The following is a 23322-nucleotide window of genomic DNA, read 5'->3' on the forward strand; positions in this document are numbered from 1 at the left end:
CAGGGGTGTGGATCACATGAAACGTATCGTTCTCGGCCTTATGGCCGCAGCTGCAATGGTTCTCCCGGCCTTCGCCGCGGATATTCAACCCGCGATCCTCTATGATCTCGGCGGCAAGTTCGACAAGTCGTTCAACGAGGCATCCTTCAACGGCGCCGAAAAGTTCAAGACCGAGACCGGCATCCCCTATGTGGAATTCGAGGTCAGCAATGCCACCCAGCGCGAGCAGGCGCTGCGCCGCTTCGCCGAGGACGGCCGCAATCCGATCGTCATGGCTGGCTTCTCCTGGGCCGACGCGCTTGACAAGATCGCCACCGAGTTCCCCGACACCAAATTCGCCATCATCGATATGGTCGTCGACAAGCCCAATGTCCGCTCCCTGGTCTATAAGGAGCAGGAAGGCTCGTACCTCGTCGGCGTGATGGCGGCGATGGCTTCCAAGACCAAGAAGGTCGGCTTCGTCGGCGGCATGGATATTCCGCTGATCCGCAGGTTCGGTTGCGGCTATGTCGGCGGCGCCAAGGCGGCCGGCGCCACCGACGTCATCCAGAACATGACCGGCGATACGCCGGCAGCCTGGAACGATCCGGCCAAGGGCGGCGAGATCGCCAAGACGCAGATCGACCAGGGCGCCGACGTAATCTACGCAGCGGCAGGCGGCACCGGTGTCGGCGTGCTGCAGGCAGCGGCCGACGCCGGCAAGCTCGGCATCGGCGTCGATTCCAACCAGAACGGCCTGCAGCCCGGCAAGGTGTTGACCTCCATGGTCAAGCGCGTCGACGTTGCCGTCTACAACACCTTCATGGATGCCAAGAACGGCAAGTTCACGGCGGGCGTCAACGATCTCGGCCTCAAGGAAGGCGGCGTCGACTACGCCATGGACGACAACAACAAGGCGCTTGTCGACGACGCGATGAAGGCAGCGGTCGAAAAGGCCAAGGCCGACATCATCGCCGGCACCATCAAGGTGCACGACTACATGTCGGACAATGCCTGCCCGTATTGACTGATCGACATTGCAGACTGACGAGCCGCCGGGTGAAAGCCCGGCGGTTTTGCGTTGTCAGCCGCTCACCAGTGCGGCGGCTTGGTCACCGGCACGTCGGGTGCGGCCTGTTCCTCCAGCGCCAGGAAGCGCTCGGCCAGCGCATCAAGCTTGCGCTGCATGCGCTCGATCACTTTCCACTGCTCGGCGATCTGGCCTGACAGTTCCTCGATGGTCTTCTCCTGCTCGGCGGCGCGGATTTCCAGCGTCGTCAGCCGGTGGTCGGGCATGTCGGCGGGCATGGTCATCAAATCCTCGATCAGGCGATTGTGCAGGCTGCGGCCACGTTGGAAATTGACAAGCATGGCGGGATTTGTCGAGAGTGAACCCTGCTCCGGCCAATTGGCATAGACCCAATTGGCACAGACTGGGCGTCATGCTAGGCGTTTGACCAAGCGGTAAAAAAATAACAGTGGGAACAGGCTGCATGGCGCAAGCCGCAATCGAGCTGATCGGCATCGACAAGAGCTTTGGCGCCGTGCGCGCCAACCGCGACATCAATCTGGAGATTATGCGCGGCACCATCCATGGCATCGTCGGTGAGAACGGCGCCGGCAAGTCGACGCTGATGTCGATCCTCTATGGTTTCTACCAGGCCGATTCCGGCGAAATCCGTGTCGGCGGCCAGCCGGCATCGATCAAGACACCGAATGATGCGATCGCGCTCGGCATCGGCATGGTGCATCAGCATTTCATGCTGGTCGACAATTTCTCGGTCCTGGAAAACGTCATTCTCGGCGCCGAAAGCGATGCACTGCTGAAGAAGAGCATCGCCAAGGCGCGTTCCGAGCTGGAACGGCTCGAGCGCGAATACGGGCTCGAAGTCGATCCCGACGCCGTCATCGAGGAGTTGCCGGTCGGCCTGCAGCAACGCGTCGAAATCCTCAAGGCGCTCTATCGCGGCGCCGAAATCCTGATCCTCGACGAGCCGACGGGTGTGCTGACGCCGGCCGAGGCCGACCATCTGTTCCGCATCCTCAGGCAGCTGAAGGAGCAGGGCAAGACGATCGTGCTGATCACCCACAAGCTGCGCGAGATCATGGCGATCACCGACACCGTCTCGGTGATGCGCCAGGGCACGATGGTGGCGACACGCGAAACCAGGAAGACCACGGTCGAGGAACTGGCGGAGCTGATGGTCGGCCGGCGCGTGCTGCTGCGCGTCGAGAAGGGCGAGGCGAAGGCCGGCGGCGTCAAGCTCGCGGTCAAGAACCTGACGGTCAAGGATTCCCGCGGCGTCACCATGGTCGACGACGTCTCCTTCGACGTCCATGCCGGCGAGATCGTCGGCATTGCGGGCGTCGCCGGCAACGGGCAGTCCGAATTGCTCGAGGCGATTTCCGGCATCAGGCATGCCGTTTCGGGCTCGGTCATGCTCGACGGCAAGCCGATCGACCTCACCGGCGCCGCCGACCCTGGCGAGCTGCGCGAGCGCGGCCTTGCCCATGTGCCGGAGGACCGCCATCACGTCGGGCTGGTGCTGGCCTTCGAGGAGAACGAGAATTCGATCCTCGGCTACCAGGACGATGAGCGCTATCTGAAGGGGCCGTTTCTCGACATCGACGCCATCCGTGACGATGCCCGGGACAAGATCGTCAAATATGACATCCGCCCGGCGGACTGCCGCCTCAAGACCGCCAATTTCTCCGGCGGCAACCAGCAGAAGATCGTGCTGGCGCGGGAAATGGAACAAGATCCCGGCGTGTTGATCGTCGGCCAGCCGACGCGCGGCGTCGATGTCGGCGCCATCGAATTCATCCACAAGCGCCTCATCGCCATGCGCGACCAGGGCAAGGCGGTGCTGGTGGTTTCGGTCGAACTCGACGAGATCCGCTCGCTGTCCGACCGCATCCTGGTGATGTTTGCCGGCCGCATCGTCGGCGAACGCGGCCCCGACGCGACCGAGGGCGAGCTCGGCCTGCTGATGGCCGGCGTCGAGCAGCGCGAGGCGGCGGAATGAGCACCGTTGGGCGAACCGTGAGGATGTTCCTGGTCGACGGCTCTCCGTCCGGAATAGTAACTGCTGAAATAATGAATTGGACTGGGCATGCGCTCCTTGCGCCACGCAGTGAGATAGGACGCATTCGAAAGCGGCCTGAGTCTCAAAAGACAGGCATTTATTTCTTGTTGGGTGAAGTGGCTACGTCTTCGGAAAAACGGTCTGTATATATCGGGGAAAGTGACGATGTCGGAAGGCGGATTGAGCAGCACGCAGCGTCAAAGGAAGAGGATTTCTTCGAGAGATTTTGCATATTTACAAGCAAAGACGCAAATCTGACTAAAGCCCACGCCAGGTATCTAGAAAATAGATTGAGCTCTATATCTGGCGAATCCGGGAGGTCCATTTTACTGAACAGCAACACACCGCCTTCTGGGAGCCTTCCAGAGTCTGACATTGCTGATATGGAATTCTTTATTTCTCAGATAGAGCTCGTGCTTCCGGTGCTTGGCTACGATTTTCTCAAGGGGCGCCCGTCGGCGATAGTGGCCAAGCCAACCTTAGAAGATTTTTTGGTAGACAATTCTGGAATCAAAAATAGCGGGGCCAACACGGCCAACGACATCACACAGCTTCGACTGGTTGATCCGAAGACGGGAGTCGATGCTACGGCGCTTATGAGTGGTGGTGAGTATCTAGTTCTTCGGGATTCGTATGCGAGAGCTAATGCGATGGATTCTCTCGCAAGGCATTTGAGTGGTTACAACGCACTACGAAATTCGCTGATTGGGGACGGTTCATTGGTTCCCCACCCAAGTCGCAGGGATATCTTGATTTTCACGAGAGACGTTGCGTTCCGAAGTCCCAGTGCTGCGTCCGCTATTATCCTGGGCCGTAGCGACAATGGCAGATTTTCTTGGAAGATTGGAGATACCGGGGAGACTTTGGCGCAGTATCAATCCAGAAAAATAGCTGAGGCCGCCGAGTGAGCACTCCCTATGCCAAGCTGCCGGCCTGGGCCGACTACGTGCTGATCCCGCTGATCAATCTGTTCGTCGCCTTCGTCGTTGCCGGCTTCGTCGTCATATTGGTCGGTGAGAACCCGTTGCGCGCGGCTGTCATCCTGGTCGAGGGCGCCTTCGGTCGCGGCCAAGGCATCGCGTTCACGCTTTTCTATGCCACCACCTTCATCTTCAGCGGGCTTTCGGTGGCGGTTGCGGCGCATTGCGGCCTGTTCAACATCGGTGGCGAGGGCCAGGGCTATATCGCCGGTCTCGGTATCGGCATCGTTTGCCTGGCCTTCGACAGCGTGCTGCCCTGGTGGCTGACCTTCCCGATCGCCATTATCGCCGCCGCGGCGATGGGCGCGCTGTGGGCGCTGATCCCGGCCTATCTGCAGGCCAGGCGCGGCTCGCACATCGTCATAACCACCATCATGTTCAACTTCATCGCCGCCAGCGTCATGGTCTATGCGCTGGTGGGGATGCTGAAGCCGCCCGGCTCGATGGCGCCGCAGACGCGCACCTTCCTCGAAGGCGCGCAATTGCCGAAGCTCAACTGGGTCATCGAATTGTTCGGCGCCAAAATCCGTTCGGCGCCATTCAACGTCAGTTCCCTGCTGGCGCTAGCCATGGCCTTTCTGGTGTGGGTGCTGATCTGGCGCACGAGGCTCGGCTATGAGATGCGCACCTATGGCCACAGCCCGAAAGCGGCGCGTTATGCCGGGATTTCGGAGATACGCATCATCATCATTGCGATGATGATCTCGGGCGCGCTGGCCGGCATGATGGCGCTCAACCCGACGATGGGCGACCAGCACAATGTTGCGCTCGAATTCGTTTCGGGCGCCGGTTTCGTCGGCATCGCGGTGGCGCTGATGGGTCGCTTGCACCCGGTCGGCATCGTGCTGGCGGCGATCCTGTTCGGCATGCTCTACCAGGGCGGCGCCGAGCTCGCCTTCGAGATGCCGGCGATCAGCCGCGACATGATCGTCATCATCCAGGGCCTCGTCATCCTGTTCGCCGGCGCGCTCGAGCATATGTTCCGGCCCTATGTCCAGGCGTTGTTCGCCTCGCTCAGCCCGAAATCGGTCGGCATGGAAGCGGTCAAAGGGAAGGGCGCCTGAGATGGATTTCTTCAACGCCATCGTACAAGTCCTGGACTCGACCATCCGCCTTTCGGTCCCCTTGCTGCTCGCCTGCCTCGCCGGCCTCTATTCGGAGCGGGCCGGCGTCTTCGACATCGGGCTCGAGGGCAAGATGCTTGTCGGCGCCTTCGCCGGTGCGGCCGCCGCCTCGGTCTTCCACTCGGCCTATATCGGCCTCGGCATGGCCATCCTCATCTCGGTTGCCTTCGCGCTGATCCACGGCTTTGCCTCGATCACCCATCGCGGCAACCAGATCGTTTCCGGCGTCGCGATCAATTTCATTGCCGCCGGATCGACGATCATGCTCGGCCAGGCCTGGTTCCAGCAAGGCGGGCGCACACCGGCGCTGGCTGCCGGCGAGCGCTTCGAAGCAATCATCTGGCCGGGCGCGGATGCGCTCAGGGGCGTTCCGATTCTCGGGCCGATCTATTCGGAACTCATCTCCGGCCACTCCGTGCTGGTCTATCTCGCCTTCCTGGCCGTGCCGTTCACCTGGTGGGTGCTGTTTCGCACCCGCTTCGGGCTCCGCCTGCGCGCTGTCGGCGAGAACCCGGCGGCCGTCGACACCGCCGGCATCTCGGTCGCCTGGCTGCGCTACCGGGCGCTGATTTGCACCGGCGTGCTCACCGGCATTGCCGGCGCCTATCTGTCGATGGTGCAGAATGGCGGCTTCGTGAAGGACATGACCGCCGGCAAGGGCTATATCGCGCTGGCCGCGCTGATCTTCGCCAAATGGAAACCGGTCAACGCCATGTTCGCCTGCCTGCTGTTCGGCTTCCTCGACGCCGCGTCGATCCGCCTGCAAGGCACGCCGCTGCCGCTGATCGGCAAGGTGCCGGTGCAATTCATGCAGGCGCTGCCCTATGTGCTGACCGTCATCCTGCTTGCCGGCTTCATCGGCAAGGCAATCCCGCCGCGCGCCGGCGGCGTGCCTTATGTCAAGGAACGCTGATCTATCATGGCTCATGATCTGTTCGAAGCGGCGAAAGCCGCCATGGCCAAGGCCTATGCGCCCTATTCGAAATTTCCGGTCGGCGCGGCGCTGCGCACCGAGGACGGCCGTGTCTTCACCGGCGCCAATGTCGAGATCGCGTCCTATCCTGAGGGCTGGTGCGCCGAAACCACCGCGCTCGGCCACTACGTCATGGGTGGCGGCGGCAAGATCACGGAAATCGCCGTGATCGCCGAACGCGTGGCAAAATGCTCGCCCTGCGGCGGCTGCCGGCAGCGGCTGGCCGAATTCTGCCGGCCGGAGACGAAGTTCTATCTCTGCGATGACAGCGGCGTGGTCGAGACCGTGACCATGGGCGAGTTGTTGCCATACGGGTTTGAAGGCGATGTGCTGAAATGAAGGAAGCGCTCGATCACCTCGTCGAAAGGCTGGATGGGCTGGCGCCGACCACCGCCTTGGTGCTGGGGTCAGGGCTTGGCGGGCTCGTCGACCAGGTCGAGGATGCGGTGCGCATCTCCTACGCCGACTTGCCGGGGTTTCCCCGAAGCGGCGTCAGCGGCCATGCCGGCGAGGTGGTGGCGGGGCTCTTTGCCGGCACGCCGGTGCTGATGCTGTCCGGCCGCGCACACTATTACGAGCACGGCAACGCAGCGGCGATGCGGCCGGCGCTGGAAGTGCTCGCCGGCCTCGGCATCTCCAGGCTGATCCTCACCAACGCCGCCGGTTCGGTCGATCCCGGGATGGGGCCGGGCTCGGTGATGCTGATCACCGACCACATCAATTTCTCGGGGTCCAACCCGCTGATCGGCGAACCGAGCGACCGCCGTTTTGTCGGCCTGACCGAAGCCTATGACGCCGATCTCCGCTCCGCCATCGAGCGGGCGGCGAAGGCGACCGGTACCATGCTGCACAAGGGCGTCTATATGTGGTTCTCCGGCCCATGCTTCGAGACGCCCGCCGAGATCCGCATGGCGCGCGTCATGGGCGCCAACGCGGTCGGCATGTCGACGGTGCCGGAGGTCATTCTCGCGCGCTTCCTCGGGCTGCGCGTCGCCGCCTGTTCGGTCGTGACCAACCTTGCCGCTGGCATGACCGGAGCCGAGCTGTCGCACCAGGAGACCAAGGACATGGCGCCGGTCGGCGGTGCGCGGCTGGCGACCATCCTGCAGCGTGTTTTTCAAGACGGGCTTCCGGAGCACAGGGTCGACGCCTGATGCTTCCCCAGGAAATCATCCGCCGCAAGCGCGACGGGCAGAAGCTGTCGGCTGAGGAGATCGCGTTCTTCATCGAGGGCCTGACCGCCGGCACCGTTACCGACGCGCAGGTCGGCGCCCTCGCCATGGCGGTATTCTTCAACGGCATGAGCCGCGACGAGGCGGTTGCGCTGACTATGGCGATGCGCGATTCCGGCGATGTGCTCGACTGGTCGGATCTGCCCGGCCCGGTCACCGACAAGCATTCGACGGGCGGCGTCGGCGACAATGTCTCCTTGATGCTGGCACCGATCGTCGCTGCCTGCGGCGCCTATGTGCCGATGATTTCCGGCAGGGGTCTGGGCCATACCGGCGGCACGCTGGACAAGATGGATGCGATCCCCGGCTATGTCAGCCAGCCGGATGTTGCGCGCTTCCGCAAGACCGTGCTCGAAACCGGCTGCGCCATCATCGGCCAGACCGCAGACCTCGCACCCGCCGACGCCAGGCTCTACGCGATCCGCGATGTGACGGGAACGGTCGAATCGGTGCCGCTGATCACCGCCTCGATCCTGTCGAAGAAGCTGGCGGCCGGCCTTGGTTCGCTGGTGCTCGACGTCAAGGTCGGCAACGGCGCCTTCATGGAGAAATCGCGCGACGCAACCGCGCTGGCCAACAGCCTGGTCGAGGTCGCCAATGGCGCCGGCCTGAAGGCATCGGCGCTGGTCACCGGCATGAACGAGCCGCTGGCCTCCGCCGCCGGCAATGCGGTCGAGGTGCGCAACGCCGTCGATTTTCTCACCGGCCGCTTTCGCGACCGGCGGCTGGAGGACTTGACGCTGGCGCTGGCCGCCGAGATGCTGCAATCGGCAGGCCTGGTGTCGTCCAACCAGGACGGCCTGCGCCGCGCCGCCGAGACGCTGGCCGGCGGCCGCGCTGCTTCCATCTTCGCGCGCATGGTGGCGGCACTGGGTGGTCCCGCCGACTTTGTCGACAATCCGGAAAAATATCTGCCGAAAGCGGCAACGGAATTCGCGGTCAAGGCGAGCGCGAACGGCTTTGTCTCCGGCATCGCGACGCGCGAGATCGGGCTTGCCGTGGTCGGGCTTGGCGGCGGGCGGACGCGGCCCGACGACAGGATCGATCACGCCGTCGGCATCACCAGACTGTTGCCGATCGGCGCCGAAGTGCGGGCCGGCGAAGCGCTGGCGCTAGTCCATGCCCGCAATACCGGGGATGCCGAAGCGGCCGCGGCCGTCGTGCTTTCGGCCTATATGATCGGCCCTTCCAAACCGGCCACGGAGAAAACCGTCATCCGGCGGATCCTGCCGCGCGGATAGAGCCCATTCCGATGGTATCGGATCGGCTCTATCTTTCTTTGGACCTTGATCTTGTCCGACGACCGGTGCCCTTTTCGCTGGCGTGGACCTGCGGTTCAGGATCACGGCCTACTGGACCAGCAGCAGCGTGCCGTCTTCGACCTGGTATTTTTCGAGCCGCTGCAGAAAGCTCATGCCGATCAGGTTGGTGTGCAGCGCCCTATCGTCGAGCACGACGGCCTCGACGCCCTCGACGGTGATCCTGCCGATCTGCAGGCGATCAATCGTCACCACGGCGGCGTTGATCGCACCGTTGGCGGTGTTGACCTGATGGCTGAAGTCCGTCGGATTGAGCGAGATGCCGATCCTGCGCGCGGTCGAACTGTTGATGGCGACGAGCGTCGCGCCGGTATCGATCATGCCGTCGATCTGTCGGCCGTTCAACTTGAAGACCGACATGAAATGCCCGCGCGCGTCCGCGGTGACGACGACCTTGTGGCCGAGCGGCTGCGGCGTCGCCGGCCTGTCCCGAACGGCGGCGAGATTCAGGTCGGTTTGGGTGTCGGCCTGCCTAGCTCCGATGGCGGATTTCAACAGCCGCTCGATAACCTGTGAATTGGACTGATATACGATCGGCAGCGATGCCGACGTTCCGGCAAACACGCCAAGGATGAGAAGCTTGCGCAGCATGGACCGGCCTTTGTGGTTGCCGATCCTTAGTCCGACATGGTGTTTGCCGCTTTAACGACTGCGGAAACCAGCCGTTTGCGTAAACAATCGGTAAACGGATCTATTTGGTGCCGTACATGCGGTCGCCGGCATCGCCAAGGCCGGGCATGATGTAGCCCTTCTCGTTGAGCTGGCGGTCGATCGAGGCGGTGAAGACGGGAACATCGGGATGCGCATGGGTGAACCGCTCGAGGCCCTCTGGTGCCGCCAACAGGCAGAGGAAGCGGATGTTGGTGGCACCGCGGCCTTTCAGCTTGTCGATCGCCGCGATCGCCGAATTGGCGGTCGCCAGCATCGGGTCGACGACGATCACCAGCCGGTCGGCGAGGTCGCCCGGCGCCTTGAAGAAATACTCGACCGCTTCCAGCGTCTCATGGTCGCGGTAGAGGCCGATATGGGCGACACGCGCCGCCGGCACCAGATCGAGCAGGCCTTCGAGCAAGCCGTTGCCGGCGCGCAACACCGAGGCGAAGACCAGTTTCTTGCCCTCCAGCGTCGGCGCCTCCATCGTCTCGATCGGCGTCTCGATCGTCGTCGTCGTCAATTCCAGGTTGCGGGTGACCTCGTAGCCGAGCAGCAGCGAGATCTCGCGCAGCAGCCGCCGGAAGCCGGCCGTCGAAGTCTCTTTCTTGCGCATGATGGTCAGCTTGTGCTGGACAAGCGGATGGTCGACGACGGTGACGCCCTTCATGGTGTTCTCCAACTGCGCAAGTAAATGGTGAATGGTGAATAGTGAATAGTGAACTGGTTTGCGAGTCCTTGGTTGCGCGGCAAAGCTCGCGGTTGACGGACCGAAGCGCCGGGTGAGCCATTCACCATTCACCTGCCCTTGGCGCCGAGCCTGCCGAGCAGCGCCGCCCTGGTCTTCCTGTCGACGAAGGCTGCCTCGATAGCCGTCCTGGTGACGGCGGTGAGCGCCTTGTCGTCCATCGCAAAATGCTCGGCGGCGATGTCGTATTCGCGTTTCAGCGAGGTCCAGAAATAGGGCGGGTCATCGGAGTTGAGCGTCACCTTGCAGCCCGCCGCCTTCAAGGCGGGAAAGGGATGGTCGGCGAAACTGTCAAAGATTTTCAGCGCGATGTTGGAGCCGGGGCAGCATTCGAGCACGACGCCTTCGTCGGCGATGCGCCGCACAAGATCGGGGTTCTCGATGGCGCGCACGCCATGGCCGATGCGAGACGGGCGGATGTGGTCGAGTGCCGCCTCGACGCTCTCCCAGCCCATCAATTCGCCGGCATGCACGGTGATGCCGAGGCCGGCCTCGCGGGCGATCTCGAAGGCCCTGACATAATCTTCCAGATCACCTATCCGCTCGTCGCCGGCGACGCCGAAACCGGTGACCAGCGGATGTCCGCAGCGGGCGGCGAAACGTGCCGCCCGCTCGATCGATTCGACACCGAAATTGCGCACGCCGGTGACGATCATGCGGCCTTCGATGCCGGTCTTCGCCTTGGCGCGGGCCATGCCTTCACCGAGCGCGTCGGTATAGGCCTTCGGCGACAGCCCGGCCTTGCTGGCATGGTCGGGCGAGGTGAAAACCTCGGAATAGATGGCGCCGTCGCGGGCGAGGCTGGTCAGGTAGTGATCGGCCAGCCGCGCATAGTCTTCTTCAGTGCGGAACAGGTCCGACGAGAAGTCGTACGCGGCGAGGAAAGAGGTGAAGTCGTGCCACACGAAGGAGCCGTCCTGGATGTAGGGCGAGGCATCCTTGCCGTATTTCTCAGCCTGGCGGAGGACGAGTTCAGGCGCCGCTGCCCCTTCGATGTGGCAGTGCAGTTCTGCTTTCAAAGGCATTCAATTATCCCGTCAGGCTTTTTTCTTATGACGCAAGTTCCTGTCGGAACCGTGTGACGCTTTTCCGGAACCTGCTTCGAAGCGCGGCCGAACACCGCGCCTTAAACAATAGCGCCCGCACCATCGATCGGCTATGGTCCCGCCGATTTTATGGCGGATCAAAACGATGTCGGTTGAAAGAACCACTGCTGCGGGCGGCATGGAAACCTCCTATGGTTTCAAGCGGGTAGGACCAGGCGACAAGCAGTCCCTGGTCAATGATGTTTTCCACAAGGTGGCGAACCGCTACGACCTGATGAACGACCTGATGTCGGCCGGGTTGCATCGGTTGTGGAAGGACGCCATGGTCGTCTGGCTCAATCCACCGAAGCGGCCGGGCTGGAGCGTTCTCGACGTTGCCGGCGGCACCGGCGACGTCGCCTTCCGCATCGTCGAGGCGAGCGGCAGGCACGCTCATGCAACGGTTCTCGACATCAACGGCTCGATGCTCGCCGTCGGCCGCGACCGGGCCGAGAAAAAGGGCCTGTCGGCAAATACCGATTTCGTCGAAGCCAATGCCGAGGAACTGCCTTTTGCCGACGCTACTTTCGATGCCTACACCATCGCTTTCGGCATCCGCAACGTGCCGCGCATCGATGTGGCGCTCGCCGAAGCCTATCGCGTGCTGAAGCCCGGCGGGCGCTTTCTCTGCCTTGAATTCTCCGAGGTCGAGATGCCGCTGCTCGACAAGGTCTACGAAGCATGGTCGTTCAACGCCATCCCGCGGATCGGCAAGGTGGTGACCGGCGATGGCGAGCCATATTCCTATCTGGTCGAATCGATCCGCAAATTTCCCAATCAGCAGAATTTCGCGACGATGATTTCGCGCGCCGGCTTCGAGCGCGTCTCATTCCGCAACTACTCCGGCGGCATCGCCGCGCTCCATTCGGGCTGGAAGCTTTGAGGCTGGCCCGTATCTTTCTTACTCAATGTGCTCTTCGCCGGTCTAGCAAATCGGCGGGGCAAAGCCAGCCATGAGCAGCATCGGCGCTGGTTTCAGGCTCGTACGGGCCGGCTGGGTGCTGGTCCGCGAGGGTGTCATCGCGGCTTTGCCCGGTGACGAGCTCTTCGGCTTGCCGAAATTCGGCTGGCGCATGGCCCGGCTGTTCACCCGCCGTCGCGCGCTTGCCTATGAGCGTGGCGACAGGCTGGCCAAGGCGGTCGTGCGGCTCGGCCCGTCTTACGTCAAGCTCGGCCAGTTCCTGGCGACACGGCCGGATGTCGTCGGAAACGATATCGCGCTTGATCTTGCCATGCTGCAGGACAAGATGCAGACGTTTCCGAAGGCCGAGGCTGTCGCCGCGATAGAGGCCTCGCTCGGACGCAAGGTCGACGAGCTCTATGTCAGTTTTGGCGAGGCCGTCGCCGCCGCCTCGATCGCCCAGGTCCATACCGCTGAAATCCTGCAGAACGGCGTCGTTACCCGGGTGGCGGTGAAGGTCATCCGGCCGGGCGTGCGCCGCCGCTTCTTTCGCGATCTCGAGAGTTATTTTCTCGCCGCCCGGCTGCAGGAAAAATACATCCCGTCGTCGCGCCGGCTGCGGCCGGTCGAGGTGACCGAGACACTGGCCCAGACGACCAAAATCGAAATGGACCTGAGGCTGGAGGCGGCGGCTTTTTCGGAGCTCGGCGAGAATACCAAGGACGATCCCGGCTTCCGTGTGCCGTCGGTCGACTGGGAGCGCACCGGTCGTGACGTGCTGACCATGGAATGGGTCGACGGTATCAAGATGAACGACATTGCCGGCCTAGCCGCCGCCGGCCACGACCTGAAGGCGATTGCTGCCAACCTCGTTCAGTCGTTTCTGCGCCACACGCTGCGTGACGGTTTCTTCCACGCCGACATGCATCCGGGCAACCTGTTTATCGAAGCCGACGGCACCATCGTCGCCGTCGATCTCGGCATTGCCGGCCGGCTCGGCAGGAAGGAGCGCCGGTTCCTCGCCGAAATACTCTACGGCTTCATCACGCGCGATTACCAGCGCGTCGCCGAAGTGCATTTCGAGGCCGGGTACGTGCCGCGCCAGCACAATGTCGCGGCTTTCGCCCAGGCGATCCGGGCGATCGGCGAACCGATCCACGGCCAGCCGGCCGAGACCATCTCGATGGCCAAGCTGTTGACGCTGCTGTTCGAGGTGACCGACCTGTTCGACATGGCGACGCGATCCGAACTGGTGCTGCTGCAGAAGACCATGGTCGTTGTCGAAGGCGTCGCCCGCACCCTCGACCCGGCCTTCAACATGTGGAAGACGTCGGAGCCGGTGGTCAGCGGCTGGATTGCCCGCAATCTCGGCCCGCGCGCGCTGCTGGCCGATGCGCGCGACGGTGCCAGCGCGCTGCTGGCGCTGGCCCGTCAGGCGCCGGACCTCGCAGCCCGTACCGAGCGGCTGTCGCGTGAGATCGACCTGATGGCCGAAAACGGCCTGCGCTTCGACGAGGGGACGGCGGACGCGATCGGCAAAGCCGAGGCGCGCCACACCCGCTCCGGCCGGCTGGCGCTGTGGGTGATCGCGCTGACGCTGGTGTATATCGCCTGGAAGCTGCTCTGATTGCAATGACAGCAGTGCTGTCATTGCAATCACGCCGCTTGTCGCTATGTTAACGGCGAGGAGCTACGCTATGAGCACTATCACAATCCGTAATCTTGATGACGAAGTGAAGCAGGTGCTGCGCGAACGCGCTGCCGCGCGCGGCGTTTCGATGGAGCAGGAAGCGCGGGATGCCCTGCGCAAAGTGACGATCCCCGAGAGCAAGCTCCAGAACGGGGAGTGGCGGCTGAAAGCGTCACGTGACGAGATCTTGGCGCTCGGACGGAAGTCAGAACACCCCATTGACCTCAAAGCGCTTACTGATCACATGTGGGATGAGGGACTTCTGTGACCGTTGCAGTTGATACGTCTGCGTTAATCGCAATCATCGGCGCAGAGCCGGATGCGGCTGCATTGGTCGATGTTTTCGGCACCTCATCTGCTGTACTGATAAGCACTGCAACACTTCTGGAGGCACATTGTGTGGCGAACCGGTCCGGCGGTGGCATCAACCCCGCCGAACTTCAGGTGCTCATCGATCGCCTCGAACTGACGGTCGTTCCTTTTGATCTGGCTCAGCTCGAGGTCGCACGACTTGCCTACTCTCGGTACGGTCGCGGATCCCGCCATCGTGCTGACCTCAACATGGGCGACTGTTTCGCCTATGCCCTGGCCAAGACCCGAAACCTGCCGCTACTTTTCAAGGGTGACGATTTCATCCATACCGACATCGAATCGGCGCTGAAGCCGGCATGACATTGGACAAGAACTGGCCTCGGGCATGACCCTCTCCGGCAAGCGTATCCTGCTCATCATCGGCGGAGGCATTGCTGCCTACAAGGCGCTCGACCTGATCCGTCGGCTGCGCGAGCGCGGTGCGGCAGTGCGGGTGGTGATGACCGCCGCGGCGCAGGAATTCGTCACCACGCTGTCGGCCGGGGCGCTGTCCGCCGACCATGTTTTCACCGAACTGTTCGACCGGCAGGACGAGCACGATATCGGCCATATCAGGCTGTCGCGCGAGGCCGACCTTGTGGTCGTGGCGCCGGCCACCGCCGACCTGATGGCAAAGCTCGCCAATGGCCATGCCAACGACCTTGCCTCGACCGTGCTCATCGCCACCGACAAGCGAGTTTTGATGGCGCCGGCGATGAACCCGAAAATGTGGGCGCATCCGGCGGTCCGCCGCAACCGTGCGGCGCTGAGCAAGGACGGCGTCGCATTCGTCGGCCCGGCGAAGGGCGAGATGGCCGAGAGCAACGAGGTGGGCGAGGGCCGCATGGCCGAGCCGCTGGAGATCGTCGCCGCGATCGAGGCGCTGCTCGACGGCCGGCCAAAGCCGCTGGCAGGCAGGAAGATCATTGTCACCTCCGGGCCGACGCATGAGCCGATCGACCCGGTCCGCTACATCGCCAACCGGTCGTCGGGCAAGCAGGGCCACGCCATTGCGGCGGCGCTGGCCAGGCTCGGCGCCGATGTGCGTCTCGTCTCCGGTCCGGTTGGCATTGCCGATCCGGCCGGCGTCGCCACGCTGCATGTCGAAACGGCCGTCGAGATGAAGGACGCTGTCGAGCAGCTGCTGCCGGCCGACGCGGCAGTGTTCGTCGCGGCTGTCGCCGACTGGCGCACTCAAAGTTCGGCCGGGGAAAAGATCAAGAAGGTGGCGGGCGAGGGGCCGCCGGCGCTGCAGATGGTGGAAAATCCCGATATTCTTGCCGGTGTCGGGCATCACAAAAAGCGGCCGATGCTGGTGGTCGGTTTCGCTGCGGAGACGCAGGATCTGGTCAGGAATGCCGAGGCCAAGCTTGCAAAAAAGGGGGCCGATCTTATCGTCGCCAATGATGTCTCGCATGAAGATGGTGCTCCGGGCGTGATGGGCGGCGACCGCAACAAGGTGCGGATCGTCTCAAAGGCCGGCGTCGAGGAATGGCCGGAGATGAGCAAGGATGAGGTGGCGACGCGGCTCGCGGCACTGATCGCCGAGCGGCTGAAGACGGTCGTCGTCTAGTCAATCTCCCCTGCGAGGGGGGAGATCGGCAGCTTCGCTGGCGGCGCCCCCGAAATCCGCAAGGCGGCAAGGCATCCCAGGATCCCGAGCGGGATAAACGCCAGGAACAGCCAGGCAGCGACGTTTGCCGCGGCCTCGCGGTTCAGGCCCTCTGAAAAGCCGCTGGCGTTGGCTACGATGCCGGTCAATGCCGCACCCACGGCATAGCCGATGCGCTGCATGGTCGGCACGGCGGCCGAGGCGATCGTCTGCTCGCCCTCCCGCGCCGATGCCACGATTACGCGCGTGACGAACGGCCAGGCGATGCCGAAGCCGCCGCCTTGCAACAAGGCACAAAGCAGGATCAGCGGGATCGAGCCCGCCGGCACAGTATAGGCGAAACCGGCAACGCCCGTGGCGATCATCAGCGCACCGCCGACAATGATCAGCCGCTCGCGTTCCGGCGGCGCATTGGCGACGAGGATCGACAGGATCGACCAGGCGATCGATTCGGCGGCGATGATGTAGCCGGTGGTCAGGATCGGGATGCCGTGCAGGCTGGTCAGGAGCAGTGGCCCGTAGACCGCGAACGAGCAGGTCGCCACCGAAAATGCCGCGACCATGGTCATGCCCGCGCCGACCGGCGAGCGCCATGAGAACAGCTGCGACGGGAACAGGCGCGAGCGCGGCTTCAGTGCATCGATATAAATAAACAGCGCCAGGCCGATCAGGCCGAGGCTGAGCAGCAGCGACGAGCGCAGCAGGGCGATGTCGACGCCGGCGGTGGCGATCAGCACGACGCTAACGGCGAGGCAGCCAAGTGCTGCGAAGGGGAAGGGCGGCGCCGAACCGCCGGTCGCCTGCGGCCTTGTTGCTTCCGGTGTGTCGAGCACGATGAAGCTTGCCAGCGCCATGGCCGTGCCGCCGAGGGTGAAGACGCCGAAGGCCCAGCGCCAGGACAGCAAGTCGGTCATGACCGCGCCGAGCACCGGCCCGCTGAAGGCGGCGACACCCCAGATCGCCGACATGACGCCGAAAAGCTGCGGCCAGATCGCGCGGGCAAACAGCCGCTCGACCGAGACGAAGGCCAGCGACACCAGCGCGCCGCCACCGAGCCCTTCGATCAGGCGGCCGCAGAGGAACAGCGGCATCAAAGGCGCGGTGGCGCAAACCAGCGCGCCGCCGGCATAGAGCATCGCGGCGACCATCATGTTGGTGCGCAGCGCGACATAGCTCACCAGCCGTCCGGCGGCCGCACCGGCAACGATGGCGCCGAGCTCGTAGATCGCCAGCGACCAGCCGACCAGTTGCACGCCGGCGAGCTCGCCGACCATGGCCGGCATGACCGTTGCCACCATCGTTTCGTTGGTGGCGTGCAGCAGGATGCCGAGGCTGATGAAGCAGAAGCGCGCCAGATCGCCGCTCGCCCACAGCGCGCGCCAGTCGACCCTGTTTGTGCTTGTCTTGGTCATCCGGCCCCCCAAGCTTTCTTAGACGCTGGTCTAAAGTATTGGAGCGTTCTTCACGTCCAAATGAGTACATGCCGCAGTATGGGAGGACTTCTAGAACCTCAACCGCAGTTGAGAGCAAGCGGCTTTGATCGCCGTTGACGTGGCGGATTTCAAATTGTGCGATGGGGGACGATCACGAAGCGTTGAGATTCTGGTCAGACCGAAGACAAGCAATATTGGATCGCCGCAATCTTCGGTCACGATAACGGCATGAACACAGTTGCCATGCCGTGATCTTCGAGCGCCGCAACTTTGAACATCAGGGCGGCCCATTCTCCGCGGAGTGGGCCTGCCGGAAACTATAAGCCTTCGGCAGCTATTCGCAGGCCGACACCTACGCTCCCCGCCGCTCGGGAGCCATGCTACGCCGCTATTTCAACGAGTGGATCAGATCCAGCGAGGTGACGGCGACCGCCAGGTTGACGCCGGTCTGTGCCTGGACACTGAGCGGCTGCAGCGAAAAGGCGCTGTCGAGGCCGCCGACCAGGAGATTGGCGCCGCCACCGGTGACCACGCTGGCCTCGGCGTTCACGCCATAGTAGCTGCCGGCAAGGTCGCCTTCATCGTGGTTGCGGGTCGCCGCCAGAACCGCCCATACCAGCTGGCCCTGATGCGTCCGGCCGACATCGACGCCGAGCTTGGAAATCACCCCGGTATAGACTTCGGAGGGGCCGCCACGATGTGGACGAAAAACACAGGAAACACCCTTGTTGGAGGTGACGAGATAGGCCGTGCCGCCGTCGATGGTGCAGTCGAGCACGCCGAGCTGGAGCTTGCTGGCGCTGGCGGGAGCGGCAACGACGGTCGTCGCGAGAGCGGCGGCACAAGCGAGTTTCTTGATCATGGCAGGGTCCTTTCGAAATTGCCTTGTACAAACGGCTGAGCACGCCGAGCGTTCCGCCGAAAACTTGGCGCCAGCAACGCAAGGGTAAACGCAGGGTTGTCGGGGCGCGGAAAGGGCCGCCCGATTAACCGGCCGCTCAGCCGGTGCTGGTGCGGGCCAGGCCGTCCTTGGCCGGCTGGTAGGTCGGATTGAGGTGCACGGCCTCGCGGTAGGATTTCGCGGCCCTGGCCTTGTCGCCGCGCCGCTCGTAGATCAACGCCTGGTTGGACCAGGCCTCGGCGTTCTTGCCGTCAAGCTTGATGGCCATGTTGAAGTCGGCGAAGGCATTGTCCTCGTCGTTCATGGCCAGGTAGGAGAGGCCGCGTCCATTGTAGGGCTCGGAGGCGTCCGGCGCCAACGAAATGGCGGTCGAGAAGTCCTCGATGGCAAAGGCGTGCTGGCCCTGGCTCTGGTAGATCAGGCCGCGATTGTGATAGGCGCGCGCGTCGGTCGTGTCGAGCTGGATGGCCTTCTGGAAATCGTTGAAGGCTTCCTGCACCCGGCCGGCCCTGCGGTAGAGATTGCCGCGGCCGATATAGGCGGCGTCATAGTTGGGATTGATCTGGATCGAGCGGTTGTAGTCGGCAAGCGCACTCGCCTGATCGCCGAGGAAGCGCTGGATGAGCGCGCGATTCGAATAGGCCTGGTAAAAATTCGGATTGAGCTGGATGGCGGTGTTGAAGTCCTTCAGCGCCGCCTGGTACTGACCGCCGCGGCCATAGGCCGAGCCGCGCACATTGTAGGCTTCCGGATCCTGGGGGTTGCGCTGGATCACCGCCGACAGCGAGGAGATGTTCTCGCTCGAGGCTTGCGCCTTGTCGATGTTGTTGAACTCGCCGGTCGGAACGCTCTGGCAGCTGGCAAGCGCCATCCCGGAAAGCAGGGCTGCCGTCAGGGCGAGGCCGCGCCACGCGGTTCTGCGCTCTACGGTAATTGCGTCCATGTCTGCCCTGTCCTTACTGCGCCGTCTGGTCCGTTCCCCCTCCGAACCGGCATCTCTCCCAACCGGTCCTTTCGGACCGGGTCTACATCACAACAAAAAGGTGGCGGCGATTCCGCATCGCGCCACCCTGGATATCCTTGGAAAAGGACGAAAAATTGGCGTCAGAACCGCGGCGGACGCGGGGCACCGGCACCGGCAGCACCGGCCGCGACCGGACGCGGCGTCATCGGCAGCAGGCCTTCGCGCTGGGCACGCTTGCGGGCCAGCTTGCGGGCGCGGCGGACGGCTTCCGCCTTTTCACGGGCGCGCTTCTCGGAGGGCTTCTCGTAATGTCCGCGCATCTTCATTTCGCGGAAAATGCCTTCGCGCTGCATCTTTTTCTTGAGCGCGCGAAGCGCCTGATCAACATTGTTGTCGCGGACGAGTACCTGCACGGGCAATCCTGTCTTTCGGGTTTGAAATCAATAGGCAAGCGGCCATAGCCACAAGCCTCCGCGGCGCGTTACACCACGAATTGGGGCGGCTGATAGCAGAATCAAGGCGCTCTGTCCACTGCCGATTGAGAGGTGGTGCCGACCCCGAAACGAAAAACCCGCCTCAGCGGCGGGTCGTTGGTCTGAATCAGCACCATACCGAGATTACTAGCATAGCTGCCGGCACAAAGCAAGAACAAAATTCGCCTTGGGCCAGATAGGCGACGCTACGCCGTGGCCAGGTGGAGCTGCTCGAAACCCTCGAAGAACTCGCCGTAGTCGCAGGTTATCTCCTCGCCGGCGGCGATGTCGCGGGTCGCAGTGGCCCCGCCATATTGCGAAAAGTCGGTGTTCGGTTTGTCGGCGTGGTTCATGAAGCGGCCATTGTCGACCTCATAGACCATGAAGCCCGGCCGGTCCGGACTGGGATAGGCATATCTGTCGAGCAATTCCTTGAGGTGCGGCGGCGCCGTCTCGTATCTTTCCACCGGGATCAGCCGGTCGAAATCCGGATCGAGCCGCCAGATCTGCGCCCCTTTCCGGATCGGCTCGGCGGCGAACACGCCGACGCCTTCGATTGCGCTTGCAGCGATATAGGTCCTGATCAGCAGCATGTTTCACCCGTTTTCGAGGAGAAGACGGAATCGTCAAATCGCCGGGAAAAGCAAGACCGGTTTTCAGGCATTGCGGCTGGCGGGCCTACGCCGACCGCGAAACGCTTCACGTGCGGGTGATCGAGACGCCGCCGTCGGCGAACAACGCCGTGCCGGTGGTGAAGCTCGATGCATCGGAAGCCAGATAGAGCGCCGAGCGGGCAATCTCGTCAGGCTCGGCGACGCGCTTCAAGGCATGCAGGTTTTCGACGAAGGCTCGCGATTCAGGGGTCTTGAACGTTGCCGAAGGCGTGTCGGTGCCGCCCGGCAGCAGCGCGTTGACCCGGACGCCCCTAGCGCCATATTCGGCGGCCAGCACCTGCGTCAATCCGATCAGTCCGGCCTTGCTCGCGGCATAGCTGGTCATGCCGGGCATGCCGACCGTGTGGCCGACAAAGGTGGAGGTGAAGATCAGCGATCCGCCGCCGCGGTCGACCATCGCCGGCACCTGGTATTTTGCGCCGAGAAAGGCGCTGGTCAGGTTGGTGTCGAGCGCCTCGCGCCAGCCCTCCAGCGACAGCTCCGAAACCGGCCCGGTCTTGCCGACCGAACCGGCATTGTTGAAGGCGATGTCCAGCCCGCCGAATTTCTCGACCGCGAGGTCGACCAGGGCCTTCGCGTAGGCTTCGTCGCGGACATCGCCGGCAAGGGCGATGGCGGTGCCGTCGGCGTCTTCGATTTCGGCAACGAGCGCGTCAAGCTCCGCCTTGCGGCGGGCAGCGACGACCACCTTGGCGCCTTCCTCCGCAAACAGCTTGGCCGTGGCGCGGCCGATCCCGGAACTGGCGCCTGTGACGAGGGCAACTTTGTTGGCAAGTGTGAGCATTTTCCTGCATCCTTTTCGCGCCGGCCCTTGCCGGCAATCGGGATGCTTGGTCGCAAATCGAGGCGGCGCGAGCCACCCGATACCTGCGAGGTCGTGTCGGCCTGGACTATTGCCTAAGCAGCCAGCCGAGCCGATCGAGCGAAAATGCGTAGCTGACGGCGATCAGCAGTGCAACGGCTATGCCGGCTGTCGTGTAACCGGCCAGGTGGAATCCGGCAGCGCCGCCGAACAGGATGACGAGTTCGAGCACCAGCCGCAAACCGCCCGGCACCGGAACCGGCGCCCGCCCCGAGCGGCTCGGATCGTTCGGCACCGCGAAGATTCCCCAGAGCGCGGCGGCGCCGAACGGCAATGCCACGGCAAGGATCCAACGCCCCATGCCCGCTGAGAGGCTCCAGCCCGCCATGCCGAGGCCGAGCAAAGCGGCGAGCTCCAGCAGGAAGCGCAATGTCAGATTCCACCAGACGTTACCCACCGCCATAATCCTCCGATCGTCAGTCAACGGATAGCGCTCGAAGGGAATTGCATCAACCTGCCCGCATGCCTCTTCTCCACCATGGCGCAAAACGGCAAGCGCCGTCGCAAACAGTGCAAGGCTGGCAGCGCCGTTTCGCTAGTGATACAAGCTCGCGCGCCGGGGTTGGCTGATCTGCCCGGCCGCCATTTGCGAGGCCTGCGACGTTGAAGAAATACTCGGTATTCGCCATCGCCCGCGAGGCCATGCGCGGCCATAAGGGTTGGGAGGAGCAGTGGTCCTCGCCGGAGCCGAAGAAGGAGTACGACGTCATCATCGTCGGCGCCGGCGGCCACGGCCTGGCCACCGCCTATTATCTCGCCACCGTGCACGGCATCACCAACGTCGCGGTGCTGGAAAAAGGCTGGCTCGGCGGCGGCAATACCGGCCGCAACACCACCATCATCCGCTCGAACTATCTCTACGACGAGAGCGCCGGCATCTACGACCACGCGCTGAAGCTGTGGGACGGGCTCAGCCAGGAGCTCAACTACAACGTCATGTATTCGCCGCGCGGCGTCATGATGCTGGCCCACAACATCCACGACATCCAGGTGCTGAGGCGCCACGTCCATGCCAACCGGCTGAACGGCATCGACAATGAATGGCTGACGCCGGAGCAAGCCAAGGAATTCTGTCCGCCGCTCAACATTTCGCGCAATGCGCGCTATCCGGTGATGGGCGCCTCCCTGCAGCGCCGCGGCGGCACGGCGCGTCACGATGCGGTCGCCTGGGGCTATGCGCGCGGCGCCTCGGCGCGCGGCGTCCACATCATCCAGAATTGCGAGGTCACCGGCGTCAAACGGGCGCCGAACGGCGCGGTCACCGGCGTCGAGACGACGCGCGGCTTCATCGGCGCCAGGAAGGTCGGCGTGGTTGCCGCCGGCCACTCCTCGGTGATCATGAACATGGCTGGCGTGCGCATGCCGCTGGAAAGCTATCCGCTGCAGGCGCTGGTGTCGGAGCCGGTCAAGCCGGTGGTGCCTTGTGTGGTGATGTCGAACACGGTGCATGCCTATATCTCGCAATCCGACAAAGGCGAACTGGTCATCGGCGCCGGCACCGACCAGTATGTCTCCTATTCGCAGACCGGCGGGCTGCACATTTTGCAACATACGCTCGATGCGATCTGCGAGATGTTCCCGATCTTCACCCGTATGAAGATGCTGCGCTCATGGGGCGGCATCGTCGACGTGACGCCGGACCGTTCGCCGATCCTGGCCAAGACGCCGGTCCCCGGCCTTTATGTCAATTGCGGCTGGGGCACGGGCGGTTTCAAGGCGACGCCGGGTTCGGGCCATGTGTTTGCCCATACGATCGCCAGGGACGATCCGCACCCGATCAACGCGCCCTTCACCATCGAGCGCTTCCGCACCGGCCGCCTCATCGACGAGGCGGCGGCGGCAGCGGTGGCGCACTGATGATGACCGAGATGGCCGTCGCCATGCCGCTGATGCTCGCCGGCGAGCAGGGGCTGTTCCATTTTCCGTCGCCGGACGAGGTGCGCACGCAGCCGATCAGCCGCGCCGAAAACGAGACCGAATGGCCGTTTTCCGTCGACGACGGCATTCTGACCTGCGTCTGGAGCGGCGGACAAAGGGTCGTCTCGTTTCTTGAAGGCCGGCCGGCGGATCTGGACAACGACGAGCCGTTCGAGCCGCGCGTCGTCATCGTCACGGTCGATCCGGTCCTGCTGACGATCGGCAACATGGCCAACCGCGACCTCTTCAGCCCTGCGGCAAGCATTGAGGAGCGTATCCGGCTCGTCGCGCCCTTCGTGACCTTGGGCCAGAGGCTTTGCGACCAACCGGCCGGCGCCCGCGTCGGCCACGGCGAATTGTAGGACCA

Annotated in this window: 26 protein-coding genes; 15 read left to right on the forward strand and 11 right to left on the reverse strand. The window is 63.5% G+C overall.

All coding sequences use genetic code 11. The features are described from left to right. Positions 1–16 precede the first annotated feature (16 nt). Positions 17–1006 carry a BMP family protein gene (locus NMG46_RS06410; protein WP_254816859.1) on the forward strand — a complete coding sequence of 330 codons (990 nt, stop codon included), beginning with the start codon at positions 17–19 and terminating at the stop codon, positions 1004–1006. Between the two features lie 65 nt (positions 1007–1071). On the opposite strand, the gene NMG46_RS06415 is transcribed toward NMG46_RS06410, so the two are convergent. Continuing rightward, positions 1072–1293 carry a SlyX family protein gene (locus tag NMG46_RS06415; protein WP_254817071.1) on the reverse strand — a complete coding sequence of 74 codons (222 nt, stop codon included), beginning with the start codon at positions 1291–1293 and terminating at the stop codon, positions 1072–1074. 179 nt (positions 1294–1472) lie between these two features. Here NMG46_RS06415 and NMG46_RS06420 point away from each other — a divergent pair, with 179 nt between their 5' ends. The 7 genes from NMG46_RS06420 to deoA are packed head-to-tail and all read left to right on the forward strand — an operon-like array spanning position 1473 to position 8615. Then, entirely contained in the window at positions 1473–3005 is a 1533-nt protein-coding gene (locus tag NMG46_RS06420; RefSeq protein ID WP_254816860.1) for an ABC transporter ATP-binding protein, read from the forward strand. Positions 3006–3028: 23 nt separating this feature from the next. Beyond that, positions 3029–3973: a GIY-YIG nuclease family protein gene (locus NMG46_RS06425; protein WP_254816861.1), complete on the forward strand. Its 945-nt coding sequence runs from the start codon at positions 3029–3031 to the stop codon at positions 3971–3973. Further along, complete coding sequence (locus tag NMG46_RS06430) at positions 3970–5109, forward strand: ABC transporter permease (RefSeq protein ID WP_254816862.1); 1140 nt, start codon at positions 3970–3972, stop codon at positions 5107–5109. Before NMG46_RS06425 ends, NMG46_RS06430 begins: the two co-directional genes overlap by 4 nt. 1 nt (position 5110) lies before the next feature. After that, a complete protein-coding gene (locus NMG46_RS06435) occupies positions 5111–6082 on the forward strand; it encodes an ABC transporter permease (protein ID WP_254816863.1) in 972 nt (323 codons plus the stop codon). A gap of 6 nt (positions 6083–6088) precedes the next feature. Further along, entirely contained in the window at positions 6089–6481 is a 393-nt protein-coding gene (gene cdd, locus NMG46_RS06440) for a cytidine deaminase (RefSeq protein ID WP_023675315.1), read from the forward strand. Continuing rightward, entirely contained in the window at positions 6478–7296 is an 819-nt protein-coding gene (locus tag NMG46_RS06445; RefSeq protein ID WP_254816864.1) for a purine-nucleoside phosphorylase, read from the forward strand. Before cdd ends, NMG46_RS06445 begins: the two co-directional genes overlap by 4 nt. Then, a complete protein-coding gene (gene deoA / locus NMG46_RS06450) occupies positions 7296–8615 on the forward strand; it encodes a thymidine phosphorylase (RefSeq protein ID WP_254816865.1) in 1320 nt (439 codons plus the stop codon). Before NMG46_RS06445 ends, deoA begins: the two co-directional genes overlap by 1 nt. Before the next feature lie 108 nt (positions 8616–8723). On the opposite strand, the gene NMG46_RS06455 is transcribed toward deoA, so the two are convergent. The 3 genes from NMG46_RS06455 to NMG46_RS06465 form a co-directional block, all read right to left on the reverse strand. Beyond that, positions 8724–9284, reverse strand: a complete 561-nt coding sequence (locus tag NMG46_RS06455) for a TIGR02281 family clan AA aspartic protease (RefSeq protein WP_254816866.1) — start codon at positions 9282–9284, stop codon at positions 8724–8726. Between the two features lie 100 nt (positions 9285–9384). Then, positions 9385–10014, reverse strand: coding sequence for a uracil phosphoribosyltransferase (upp, locus tag NMG46_RS06460; protein ID WP_254816867.1), 630 nt, complete (start codon positions 10012–10014; stop codon positions 9385–9387). 128 nt (positions 10015–10142) lie between these two features. Beyond that, a complete protein-coding gene (locus NMG46_RS06465) occupies positions 10143–11117 on the reverse strand; it encodes an adenosine deaminase (protein ID WP_254816868.1) in 975 nt (324 codons plus the stop codon). Positions 11118–11283: 166 nt separating this feature from the next. Here NMG46_RS06465 and ubiE point away from each other — a divergent pair, with 166 nt between their 5' ends. From ubiE to coaBC, 5 genes are all read left to right on the forward strand, one after another. Next, positions 11284–12060, forward strand: a complete 777-nt coding sequence (gene ubiE / locus NMG46_RS06470; protein WP_254816869.1) for a bifunctional demethylmenaquinone methyltransferase/2-methoxy-6-polyprenyl-1,4-benzoquinol methylase UbiE — start codon at positions 11284–11286, stop codon at positions 12058–12060. 70 nt (positions 12061–12130) lie between these two features. After that, positions 12131–13705 carry a 2-polyprenylphenol 6-hydroxylase gene (gene ubiB, locus NMG46_RS06475; RefSeq protein ID WP_254816870.1) on the forward strand — a complete coding sequence of 525 codons (1575 nt, stop codon included), beginning with the start codon at positions 12131–12133 and terminating at the stop codon, positions 13703–13705. A 70-nt stretch (positions 13706–13775) separates the two neighbouring features. After that, entirely contained in the window at positions 13776–14036 is a 261-nt protein-coding gene (locus NMG46_RS06480) for a hypothetical protein (protein WP_254816871.1), read from the forward strand. Then, positions 14033–14440: a type II toxin-antitoxin system VapC family toxin gene (locus NMG46_RS06485; RefSeq protein ID WP_254816872.1), complete on the forward strand. Its 408-nt coding sequence runs from the start codon at positions 14033–14035 to the stop codon at positions 14438–14440. Before NMG46_RS06480 ends, NMG46_RS06485 begins: the two co-directional genes overlap by 4 nt. Before the next feature lie 25 nt (positions 14441–14465). Further along, a complete protein-coding gene (gene coaBC, locus NMG46_RS06490; RefSeq protein ID WP_254816873.1) occupies positions 14466–15692 on the forward strand; it encodes a bifunctional phosphopantothenoylcysteine decarboxylase/phosphopantothenate--cysteine ligase CoaBC in 1227 nt (408 codons plus the stop codon). Here the strand turns inward: coaBC and NMG46_RS06495 are convergent. The 7 genes from NMG46_RS06495 to NMG46_RS06525 form a co-directional block, all read right to left on the reverse strand. After that, positions 15689–17143 (reverse strand): MFS transporter, encoded by a 1455-nt coding sequence (locus NMG46_RS06495; RefSeq protein WP_254816874.1) that lies wholly within the window; start codon positions 17141–17143, stop codon positions 15689–15691. The genes coaBC and NMG46_RS06495 overlap by 4 nt on opposite strands. A gap of 409 nt (positions 17144–17552) precedes the next feature. Continuing rightward, complete coding sequence (locus NMG46_RS06500; protein WP_254816875.1) at positions 17553–18026, reverse strand: DUF992 domain-containing protein; 474 nt, start codon at positions 18024–18026, stop codon at positions 17553–17555. 136 nt (positions 18027–18162) lie between these two features. Next, on the reverse strand, positions 18163–19008 hold the full coding sequence (locus tag NMG46_RS06505) for a tetratricopeptide repeat protein (RefSeq protein ID WP_254816876.1): 846 nt from the start codon (positions 19006–19008) through the stop codon (positions 18163–18165). A 161-nt stretch (positions 19009–19169) separates the two neighbouring features. Then, positions 19170–19442, reverse strand: coding sequence for a 30S ribosomal protein S21 (gene rpsU, locus NMG46_RS06510; RefSeq protein WP_023675331.1), 273 nt, complete (start codon positions 19440–19442; stop codon positions 19170–19172). A 266-nt stretch (positions 19443–19708) separates the two neighbouring features. Further along, entirely contained in the window at positions 19709–20095 is a 387-nt protein-coding gene (locus tag NMG46_RS06515) for an SET domain-containing protein (protein WP_254816877.1), read from the reverse strand. 106 nt (positions 20096–20201) lie between these two features. Further along, complete coding sequence (locus tag NMG46_RS06520) at positions 20202–20960, reverse strand: SDR family oxidoreductase (protein WP_254816878.1); 759 nt, start codon at positions 20958–20960, stop codon at positions 20202–20204. A gap of 106 nt (positions 20961–21066) precedes the next feature. Further along, positions 21067–21441: a YrdB family protein gene (locus tag NMG46_RS06525; RefSeq protein WP_254816879.1), complete on the reverse strand. Its 375-nt coding sequence runs from the start codon at positions 21439–21441 to the stop codon at positions 21067–21069. 200 nt (positions 21442–21641) lie between these two features. Between NMG46_RS06525 and NMG46_RS06530 the strand changes: the two genes are divergently transcribed. Then, complete coding sequence (locus tag NMG46_RS06530) at positions 21642–22895, forward strand: sarcosine oxidase subunit beta (protein ID WP_254816880.1); 1254 nt, start codon at positions 21642–21644, stop codon at positions 22893–22895. Next, positions 22895–23317 (forward strand): hypothetical protein, encoded by a 423-nt coding sequence (locus NMG46_RS06535; RefSeq protein WP_254816881.1) that lies wholly within the window; start codon positions 22895–22897, stop codon positions 23315–23317. The genes NMG46_RS06530 and NMG46_RS06535 overlap by 1 nt, the downstream gene beginning before the upstream one ends. Positions 23318–23322 lie beyond the last annotated feature (5 nt).

Source organism: Mesorhizobium sp. LMG 17147 (assembly GCF_024297145.1).
Lineage (GTDB): Bacteria > Pseudomonadota > Alphaproteobacteria > Rhizobiales > Rhizobiaceae > Mesorhizobium.